The 10,693-nt window shown below is 50.0% G+C and carries 9 protein-coding genes; 7 read left to right on the top strand and 2 right to left on the bottom strand.

Going from position 1 to position 10,693, the window contains the following annotated elements; all coding sequences use genetic code 11:
* Positions 1-99: 99 nt before the first annotated feature.
* Together DWW90_RS09580 and DWW90_RS09575 are read right to left on the bottom strand one after the other, a co-directional pair.
* Complete coding sequence (locus tag DWW90_RS09580) at positions 100-429, bottom strand: heavy metal-binding domain-containing protein (protein ID WP_115501338.1); 330 nt, start codon at positions 427-429, stop codon at positions 100-102.
* 184 nt (positions 430-613) lie between these two features.
* Entirely contained in the window at positions 614-2,872 is a 2,259-nt protein-coding gene (locus DWW90_RS09575; RefSeq protein ID WP_122344822.1) for a GH92 family glycosyl hydrolase, read from the bottom strand.
* Between the two features lie 164 nt (positions 2,873-3,036).
* Between DWW90_RS09575 and DWW90_RS09570 the strand changes: the two genes are divergently transcribed.
* From DWW90_RS09570 to DWW90_RS09540, 7 genes are all read left to right on the top strand, one after another.
* Positions 3,037-3,291, top strand: coding sequence for a sigma factor (locus DWW90_RS09570; protein ID WP_122344821.1), 255 nt, complete (start codon positions 3,037-3,039; stop codon positions 3,289-3,291).
* 16 nt (positions 3,292-3,307) lie between these two features.
* Entirely contained in the window at positions 3,308-3,646 is a 339-nt protein-coding gene (locus tag DWW90_RS09565) for a hypothetical protein (RefSeq protein ID WP_233547694.1), read from the top strand.
* 42 nt (positions 3,647-3,688) lie between these two features.
* Entirely contained in the window at positions 3,689-4,069 is a 381-nt protein-coding gene (locus tag DWW90_RS09560) for a hypothetical protein (protein ID WP_233547693.1), read from the top strand.
* 13 nt (positions 4,070-4,082) lie between these two features.
* Entirely contained in the window at positions 4,083-4,361 is a 279-nt protein-coding gene (locus DWW90_RS09555) for a LysO family transporter (protein ID WP_115501343.1), read from the top strand.
* Positions 4,358-4,984: a lysine exporter LysO family protein gene (locus DWW90_RS09550; protein WP_122344819.1), complete on the top strand. Its 627-nt coding sequence runs from the start codon at positions 4,358-4,360 to the stop codon at positions 4,982-4,984. Before DWW90_RS09555 ends, DWW90_RS09550 begins: the two co-directional genes overlap by 4 nt.
* Before the next feature lie 72 nt (positions 4,985-5,056).
* Entirely contained in the window at positions 5,057-6,946 is a 1,890-nt protein-coding gene (locus DWW90_RS09545; protein ID WP_122344818.1) for a helix-turn-helix domain-containing protein, read from the top strand.
* Between the two features lie 143 nt (positions 6,947-7,089).
* Positions 7,090-10,338, top strand: coding sequence for a hypothetical protein (locus tag DWW90_RS09540; protein ID WP_147382417.1), 3,249 nt, complete (start codon positions 7,090-7,092; stop codon positions 10,336-10,338).
* Positions 10,339-10,693: the final 355 nt, after the last annotated feature.

Raw genomic sequence — 10,693 nt, 5'->3', positions numbered from 1 at the left:
TGGGAGAGTAGATAGCCGCCGTTTTAAAAGCGAAAGCGAAGTGAAAAGGAGTTGGTTCTTTAAGAACTGACTCCTTTTTCTGTTTATGGGGAAAAGCTCTTATATCTTATCCCGATAGCGTACGGCTGTTCCGGCTGCCGTGACCATAAGCATACTGCCTGTATCGCCTACAGTTTCATAATCCAGATCGACCGCTATCACTGCATTGGCTCCCATCTGGGCGGCTTGCTGGCTCATTTCGGCTAAAGCGCTGTCTTTGGCCTTGCGCAATACGCCTTCATAGGAACTGGCGCGGCCGCCTACTATATCACGAATGCTGGCAAAGAGATCTTTGAACAGGTTGGCTCCGATAATCGTTTCGCCGGAGACGATTCCGAAGTACTGGGTTATTTCTTTTCCTTCGAGGTTGTTTGTTGTCGTTATTAACATGGCTTTGTTTTTATGATATATGGCAACAAATATATTTATTCTGTGGTATATTGCGTTATCTTGCTATATAAAAAAGACGAAACGGTTCCCTTTTGTATAAGAGAACCGTTTCGTCTTTAAAGCGATGCCTGTCCGTTTATCAAGCGATGCCTGCCGGTTTGAAAGCCGATAGGCATCGCTTTTTTTAGTTGTGCGTGTCGCTCATTATAAATTCCAGTTTACCGCCTTTGACGATGTCGCTGTGGTTGATAAACGGAGTATCGAGTACCTGGCCGTTCAGCTTAACCTCTTTTACATACTTGTTGGCAGCGCTGTTATTCTTTACCAGAATCTCGAATATGCCGCCTTTCACGTGGATCAGCGCTTTGTCGACCATTGGCCGTCCCAATGTATAGACTGGAATACCCGGGGAAACCTGATAGAGTCCTAACGCACTCAGCACATACCAGGCGGACATTTGTCCGCAATCCTCGTTTCCGATGATACCGTCCGGTTCGTTGGTGTAGAAGTTTTGCATGATTTGATCCAACCGTTCCTGTCCTTTCCAGGGTGCATCCGTCCAGTTATACAGGTAGGCCATGTGGTGGCTCGGTTCGTTACCGTGAGCGTATTGGCCGATCAATCCGGTGATATCGCCGGATGCTTCTTCTCCGTCAACCTGGGAGGAAGTCGTAAACAAGGTGTCCAGACGTGTTTCCAGCTCTTTCTTGCCTCCGATCGTAGCGATAAAGTTGTCCATGTCATGCGGGGCGAAGAAACTCCATTGGAAGGCGTTTCCTTCGGTGTAATCACTCTTCATGTGTGATGAATAGCGGGGATTAAACGGGGTACGGAAGGAACCGTCGGCCATCACACCGCGCATCATCTTGGTTTCCGGGTCCAGATAGCGTTTGTAGTATTCTGCTTTTGCAGCATATTCTTTAGCCAGTTCCATATTGCCGGCTTTAGCGGCGATCTGGGAGATGCACCAGTCGTAGTAAGCCATTTCGAGCCCCCAGGAAACCGATTCAGGGACGGAGTCTGCCGGGACGAAACCATATTTTTCTTTAAAATAGGGATGGCGGGTAATCAGATCCAGTTCGCGTGTCCCTTTGAATTTCTCCGCCAGATCATCCCGGTAGACCGAAGAACGTGCACCGGCTTCCGCCCATAGGTTCAAGTCACCTTCCGCCAGGTCTTTGGTTACCAGGTCCGCCAATATGGATACGGCCGGATAGCCGACCATACAGCCTGTGTAGCTCGAAGCCAACGGCCATTTCGGAAGGATGCCACCTTCTTTATATCCCTGTACCAAAACTTTCCCCCAATCGGCCGCCCGATCCGGCTGGATGATGGTCATCAGCGGATGGAGTGCGCGGAAGGTGTCCCAGAGCGAGAATACGGAATAGTTCACATACCCCGGCTCTGCCCGGTGGACTTTCTTGTCCATTCCTAAGTAACGTCCGTCTACGTCTTGGTAGGCATATGGAGCGATCATCGTGTGATAGAGCGCTGTGTAGAAGTTCACCATTACTTTCGGGTCGGAGCTTTCAATCTGGATATCGTTTAAAGCTTTGTTCCAGATGCCTGCCGATTCCTGGCGTGTGGCCTCGAAATCCCAGCCCGGGAGTTCGGCCAGCATATTCTTTTCCGCACCATCCGTATCGACGGGGGAAATCGCCACTTTTACATAAAGCGGTTTACTGCTTTCGGCAAACTTATAGTGGAACTTCAGGTCGTCTGTTGTATGAAGGCGGAGGAAGAGAGAATCTTTCCGCAACTCCCCGCCGATATATTGGTAAAGCGTCTCGATCGGTTCGGAGAATATGATCCGGTAAGATACGGAATGGAAATGCGCCCATCCTTGTGTCTTGACAGTTCCTTCTACCGTCGAATCATTAACAAAGAGATATTCGTTGCCCACCAGTTTATGTCCCCAGTTCGGCTGCAAGACGTGTCCGAGGTCGAGCATCACACGGCGATCCTTCGGATTATCGTACGTATATTTATGGAAGCCCACGCGGTCCGTACTGGTCAGTTCCACATTAATCCCGAAGTTGTCGAGACGGACGGCGTAATAGCCCGGCGTCGCCTTTTCTGTTTCTTTTTTAAATGTCGCAACCGGTTTGATCGAATCGCCGCCGGAGAAAGGCAGAATCGCCACATCTCCCAAGTCGCCGATTCCTGTGCCTGAGAGGTGCGTATGGCTGAACGCGTATATCTGGTTATCATCGTAATGATATCCGCTGCTGGCATCCCAGCCCATGATATGCGTATCCGGACTGACCTGCACAAGTGCAAACGGACGGGTTGCACCGGGAAAAGTATGCCCGTGAAATCCGGTTCCGATAAATGGGTTTACATACTGAATTTCATCACGTAGCTGTTCCTGACCGGACGGCTGGCTGCAAGCTGCCAGAAAACCAAGCACAGCAGCCTGAAGGAATAGGACTGTCTTCTTCATGTTATATTATTTGTGTTTTATCTCCTAAAAGGATAAATTATTATTTTCAACCATACAAAGGTAATGAAAAAGAACAATATACGGGAATTTCTTATTTTTCTTCCGAAAAAAAGTCACCGGAAATTGCAACCTTACCCGCCCCTCACTCGTCTATAATAACAGAGATGAGAACAGACGAATTTATAAAACGGATATTGCCTTTGAAGGATAATCTGTACCGGGTCGCTTTCCGGATTACGGGAGACCGGAATGTATCGGAACAGATTGTACAGGAAACGATGTTGAAGGTATGGAACCAGCGGGAGACGTGGATGGTGATTGAAGACTTGCCTGCCTACTGCCTGATGGTGACGCGTAATATGGCTTTGCAACGTACCTGTCTTTATTCCGGTAAGCGGGAACAGTTTGCCGTCAGGTAATTTTAGCGAGAAGGGAATGATGGATTATAACCGGATACATATACTGCTCGATAAGTACTGGAGATGTATCACCACCATAGAAGAGGAACGCGAATTACGCAACTTCTTTTCCGGCAAGGTCATCCCTCCGGAATTCCGTCCTTACCAGGTATGGTTTCAAACTCCCGAAGCTGAAGAGCTGCCTCCGTTGGGCAGTGAGTTCGACCATAAAATCATCGAACGTATCGCCTGCGCCCGCAGGAAAAAATACCGGCGTCTGATTCTTTCGGCCTTGGCAGCTACTATTATCTTCTGCATTATTCTATTTATTCTTTTGCTGACTACTTCTTTTATTTCCGATAATGTTTATCTTTGAAGCACTAAGTATAATTTAATTTTAGTTACTATGAAGGCTAATATGAAAAAAGCGTTTGCGGTACTTCTCTGTATGATGATGTGCCTGTCTCTTTATGCTCAGGATAAATCAGGCTCGGTAGTCGGGAAGTGGAGTTACTCTGCTCCTGATGCTCCTTATGGCTACCAGGAAGGAACATGCCAGTTTAAGGAAAATGGCGGTAAGTTGTCTGCTGTCTTTACAATCAGTGGTTCTGAAATGACTGTCGGTGAGATCAAGAAGGAGAACGAAACGTATAAATGTGAATTCTATGTAGACGGAACAGACGTTTATTTGACTTTCAAACAAGTTGATAAGAATAAGCTGTCTGGAAATGCGGATGCCGGAGGAATGGAAATCCCTGTAGTATTCACCAAAACAGCTAACGCTGATTCTGCAAAATAGGCCATTCTGATATATGTTTACAGTCATTGGTATTATGTTCGCGGGTATTGCCGCAGGCTACCTTTTGCGCAAAATCGAACTTTTACAAAAGATAGGCAAGCCGATCTCCTATACGATTTTTCTGCTTCTTTTCCTGCTCGGCATATCGGTCGGAGCGAATAAAGAGATCGTGGATAACCTGGCTACGCTCGGAGGGCAGGCCTTTTTGCTTGCCTTGGCAGGTACGGCAGGAAGCGTATTGGCAGCTTGGGGCGTGTATAATCTGTTTTTTAAAGAAAGGAGTCGCGGATGAAGGGCAGCTTGATTGTTGTCGGGTTCTTTGTACTCGGTTGCCTGTTGGGATGGAGTGGCCTACTGCCGGATACGCTGGTCAAGGGAGATCTTACGGTATATGTGTTATATCTATTGATGTTCCAAGTCGGGCTGAGTATCGGAAGCGATAAGAAATTAAAGGAAATACTCGGCAGTATCCGTCCGAAGTTGCTTTTAGTTCCTTTGTCTACGATTGTCGGGACACTGGTCTTTTCCGCTTTGATCAGTCTGTTGCTTTCAAAATGGAGTGTGTTCGATTGCCTGGCGGTGGGAAGCGGTTTTGCCTACTACTCGCTTTCGTCCATCCTGATTACGCAGTTGAAAGAGCCTTCTTTAGGTGTCCAGTTGGCTACCGAATTGGGGACTATCGCGTTGATGGCAAATATCATGCGTGAGATCATGGCTTTGCTTGGCGCTCCTCTTTTTGTGAAATATTTCGGACGGTTGGCGCCTATCTGTGCCGGAGGTGCTACGACGATGGATACGACTTTGCCGATTATTACCCGCTATTCAGGGAAAGATCTCGTCTTCGTCTCTATCTTTCACGGGATTATTGTCGATTTTACTGTCCCGTTCTTCGTGTCGTTTTTCTGTTCGATGTAAATGCTCTTTAATTACGTTGTATCTCTGTTTTGTGGATGAAAAAGAGTATATTTGCTGCAGGTCTTATTTGATATGAATAAAGTCGGTATCCTGTTTCTCCTGTTTCTTTGTTACTTTTTCCTGCCGGTGAAAGGACAGGCTATCGACTTGTCACTTTTCCTCGATACCGTACAGATTCGGCATTATGCCCCTATGCGTTCGATGACACGGATCAAAGTGGCCCCCTCCGACAGTATCTATGTTGAAAAATACGGTGAGATGCGCTATTACAACTCCGACACACTTTTTCACTACCTGGCAACCCGTGGTTATCACGCCGTTGAAGACGAGCTTTATTACTATTATTATGATATAGTATCTTACATGAGTGATGTCCGGGCCGCAGCCGAGATCAGGAAAGTCCGGCAAATGGCCCTCCGTTACAACAACCCGGAGATAACCTATGCTGCCGAATTCCTCCCCCTTCTGGTCAACCTCTCCAGGGCCGACAGTACCCGCTTCGATGCCGCTATGGACGATTTGTACAGGCTGGCCCGGAAAGTAGCGGCCGAAGGTAACACCAGAGAGGAAATCTTCCTTCTCCGCCTGATCTTTAACGAGTCTTACCTCAGCGGCCATTATGCCAGGGCTTTCCGTTTCGCCCGGCTGACAGCTGCCCGGCTCGACCAACTGACCGACGAAGAGTTCTTCGACCGGAAAGCCACCTATTTCATGATAGGGAATGCCTACCACGCATTCCGGGATTATGATCGCTCCATTCCCTACCTGAAAAAATCCCTGCGTGACGACGGGCCCCGCCATATGGCGGACCGTGCCAACTTGAGGGCGCGACATAGCCTGGCTGAATATTATGCTTCCACCGGCGATCTCGAACAGTCGGACTACTATTTCCTCTCCATGTGGAACAGTCCTGACCAGGTAAAGATGCGTCCGGTGTATGATATGATTGCCCTAACGGGGCTGGCCGGTAATGAAATGAAGCGGGGACGGTTTGATGTACCGTTACGTATATTCAAACTTTGTTTACCTGCTTTAAAGGAGGAGAAAGCCTCGTCGCTGTCTACCGCCGTCGAACTGAAAATGGCCGAATGCTACTTGGAGAAAGACGACCCGGGGGCAGCATACGCCATACTCGACAGCATCCACATGAATCCGGATTCGGTCGATGAGAATAGCTGTTACTATTATTCTCTTCTGAACCGCTACTATGCACACCGGGGCGACGCCCTCAAAGCCCGTTGTTACCTCGATTCTATGATGACGGCTTTCCACCGGTATGAAGATAAATACAATACCCTGATCATCCTTCGTGCCGAGCAGGAGCTCTTTGAATCGGAACAGGCACGTAAGCAGATGCAAATAAACACTTTCCAACACATGTTGGTTCTCATGGGAATAACGGCGGGGATCATCCTGATCGCCCTGATTATTATCTCAATCCTTTACCGCAAGAAACACCAGGCCTATCGCAAACTGGCTGCCCGCAGCCGCGAATGGGCAGAGAGTACTTCGGGTGTTGCGCCTGTCGTGCCGGCCGATAACATAGATGTATCACTGATGGAAAGCATAAACCGACTGTTTGAGGATGAGCAAATCTATCTGAATGCAGATCTCAACCTTGAGACTCTTTCGAAACGCCTGGGCGTCCACCGCAACCTGATCTCGAAAGCCATCAATACTGTTTACGGCAAATCTTTCTCCTCTTTTATCAACGAATGTCGTGTTCGCCAGGCTATCCTTCTGCTTTCCGATCCGGCAAACGACTCCCGTTCGCTCGAAGCAATCGCTTTCGATGCCGGATTTTCCACCCGGCAAACTTTCTACCCAAACCGGTATCAATCCGGCTACTTATCGGAAAAACAGGGAGGCGCAGACAGAGCCATAGCTCTCCCGAATAACATCCCGACACCGGTGAAATGTCATTCTCTTGCCCGGAAATTTGTCTCATTTTGCAATTTGTGACAGATTCTACCTCCTTCTTTTATAGATTGCTGCTGAAAATAGATGTGAGTATGTCCGTACTCTGGCCTGTCCCTTTGCGGCTCTGTGGTAAGCATGGGAGCAGGAAACTAAATAAACGATTATTAATGAAAATGACAAATATTATGAAAGCAAACATTTCCACTTATCCGACAGCCTTGCGCCTTCTGGCTACCCTGTTCTTTTTCTTATTATTTACCCTTCCGGCAGCAGGGGAGGAGGGTGATGGTTCGAAGAGCACGATAGAGAATAAAGACGGTGGTGATGGCACAAAAGGTAACCCCATCCTGATAGCTACCGCCAAGGAACTGGCGTATTTCGCACAGCAGGTGAATGACGGGGGGACAAATCTGTCGTATGGGACGAATGAGGAGATAGATAAAAGCGGAGAACAGAATTATAAAGGTGGCTTCTCCGGCTACTACTTCGCCCTCTCCGATGACATCGACTTAGCCGGGAGAGAGTGGACGCCGATAGGGACGGGCAACGAGTTCTGCGGCCATTTCGACGGCCAAGGCCATGTCGTGAAGGGGTTGAAGGTGGATATGAGTAATGGAAGCGGTCATATATACGCCGGATTATTCGGCTGCATATATGACGGCACGATCCAAAACCTGGGTGTCGAACTGTCGGATGATGGGATAAAGGCGGGTTCAACCGGCGGGGTTGTCTATGCCGGAGGAATAGTCGGAAAGATAACCGGATCTGGCGCAGCCGCCACCATCCGTAACTGCTACGTGACAGGGAGCGGGGGAGTGACGATTACGGAATATAGTAGGGGTGGTTCTGCTTATGCCGGAGGAATAGCCGGATTAGCGAATAAATTAAGTGGCGGCAGCGTTACCCTCACTCATTGTTACGCAACGGTTGCTGTGGCTGGATTAATATACACCGGTGGTATTGTCGGAGAACTTGAAGACGGAACCCTCTCCTTCACCTACGCCACAGGAACGGTGACGGGAGAGAATGGAAGTGCCGGTGGCATTTGCGGGTATAGCTACGAGGGATCACTCACCAACAACCTGGCATTGAATAAAAAGGTAAGCGGATACAGCAGCAGTAGCGGCAGGGTGCTCGGGTGGAATTCTTCTTCTTCTACAACCCTCGGCTCCAACTATGCCAACCCCGATATGCTCGTTAACGGCCAGCTCACCGACGGTACAGCCGCCGATTCAAACTCCGGCGCCGCCACCTATTCCGACAAATTCAAGGACGATCTGATCGGAACAACGTCCCCCGAAACTGCCTGGAACACTGTCTGGATATGGACAGACGGGCAGCTTCCGCAGTTGAAGATGATAACGGACGAAGACGAAAACGGCACCCCTACCGGCTACAGCAATAATGCGTTCGGCAGCCAACCCTCAATAAGCGTCGGCGACTATCTGCCGCACGCTCCCTGGGCTGATTGTGCTGCAACCTCTATCGCAAATTCCGGTGACGGCACAAAAGGCGACCCCATCCTGATAGCTTCCGGCGCCGAGCTGGCGTATCTGGCGCAGCAGGTGAATAATAATGGGAAATTGAAGGTTGGCGGTGATAGCGGTAGCGAGATTGACAACACAAACGGCTTCTCCGACAAGTACTTCGCCCTCTCCGCCACCATCGACCTGGCGGGGGGAGAGTGGACGCCGATAGGGGTACAAGGCTGCCCCTTCAGCGGCCATTTCGACGGCAAAGGTCATACGGTAAGCGGCTTGAAGCAGGCTATTAACACCGAAGGTTCCTTTGACGGTTGGACTTTCGTCGGATTATTCGGCTATGTAGAGGACGGCACTCTCCAAAACCTGGGTGTCGAACTGGCAGACGCCGGGATAGTGGTGTCGGTGAATCAAGGGTATGTCCTTGCCGGAGGGATAGCCGGAAGGATAGCTGCCTCTGATGGGAAAACCGTCATTCTCCGCAACTGTTATGTAATAGGAAAAGGCGGCGTGAGGGTAATCGGGGCGGGCGGGAATGCTTATGCCGGGGGAATAATAGGCAATGCTATTAACTACGGCGGTATAGTTTGGATTACCCACTGTTACACCCTGGTCGATGTGGAAGTGACGGGCACTGGAGATTCTTATGCCGGTGGTATTGCAGGAAATGCAGTCGAGGAACTCTCCTACACCTACGCTACAGGAAAGGTCGAGGCAAAGGGGGGAGGTTACCTTATCGCCGGCGGTATTTGCGGCTCTTCCCCGAGTAATCTATCGAACAACCTGGCTTTGAATGGAGAGATAATAGGAAGTGGTATTTATAGTGGTCGAGTGAGTGGTCTTGGGAGTGGCTCTGGCTCAAACTATGCCTCTACCCAAACAAAGGTAAACGGCTCTCCCGTCCACAATAACAACCCGTCATACACTAACGGTGCCGACACCTGGCTCGACACCTTCGAGAACGATTTGAAAGGAGTATCAGACGAAGCCAAAGCCGCTTGGAATGCTGCCTGGACATGGCCAGACGGGAAGCTTCCGCAGTTGAAGATGGTAACGGACGAAGACACCGACGGCAACCCTACCTATGGCGACTGGACACCCGGCATCCAGCCGTTGATAGACGCTGCCGGTCTACTACCCGCCCGCCCGAAGCTTTATATCGTGCAGCCTGCTAAAGGGGGCAAACTGCAGGTGTTTGACGAAGCCACTGGATTAGACATATTAGATGGCTACGCTGTTACCCCCGGCATTCCCCTGTCGCTGGGGGCTGCCGCCGCCAACAATTACCGCTTCGACGGCTTCTTCTCCGGCACTACTGCTGATGATGTCACCACCCCGGTATCCGGCACGACCATCCCGATGCCCGCCGCCGACCTCTGGCTGAGTGCCCGCTTCACCTACGTGGCGCCGCCACCACCTCCTACGGTCTACCACACCGTCACCCTTCCCGCCGTAGAGGGAGCCGTGACTAACCCCAGACCGGGTTCTTACACGATCGAAGCCGGGAGAACCTTCCGCTTCTATCTCACGCTCGACACCGCCTACTCGGAGTCGCAACCTGTTGTCACTACCGACCGTGGCGAGACGCTCACTGCCCGCAGCAGCGACGGCGCCTACCTGCTGAAGAACGTCCTCGGCGACGTCGAGATCTACATCGACGGCCTCTACCCCAACTTGCCGGTAGCCAACGAGTCGATCACCGACCCGCATGCCGCCGATCGTTCCGCTCTTCCGCGGATTTGGACGGAACCGTCTGCACTTTGTATCCTGCTCCCAGACGGTTTCTTAGCTGGAGTCAATGCCTCCGCCATCCCCATCCGCATCCTCTCGCTCGACGGCCGTTTGGTAGACATCTTCAAGGCAGCCCCGGGGCTGAATCGTCGGCAACTGCCGACGGGAGTCTATATCGTATGGATCGGCGATATCGTCCGTAAGGTAGTGGTGCGAAACTAAGAAAAAGTGAACCTGTAAATGATGATTTAACGGTGTGTTTGCTCGTATTTACCGGACGCAGACGGGCGCAGATTACGCAGAAGAACGCAGACTTATTTTGTTTTAAAACAATAAATGATCTGCGTTCCTCTGCGTCGTCTGCGAAATCTGCGTCCGGTAATATAAACATAGCGACGCACCGATAAATCATCATTTATTGTTTCAAATATGGCAAAAAGAGAATCAATAACGGATAAACATCGGTTCTCTATTGTATGTTACGGCTGTATTCTTTCTATGTCACAACTGTTTTCCTTCTATGTTACAGTTGGATTTCTTTTGTTTCACGACTGTGACATGAACAGCGGGTAGGTAT

This window comes from Parabacteroides sp. AF17-28 (assembly GCF_003479205.1).
GTDB lineage: Bacteria > Bacteroidota > Bacteroidia > Bacteroidales > Tannerellaceae > Parabacteroides > Parabacteroides acidifaciens.
The sequence above is the reverse complement of the archived record's forward strand: the minus strand, read 5'-3'. Positions and strand labels throughout refer to the sequence as shown.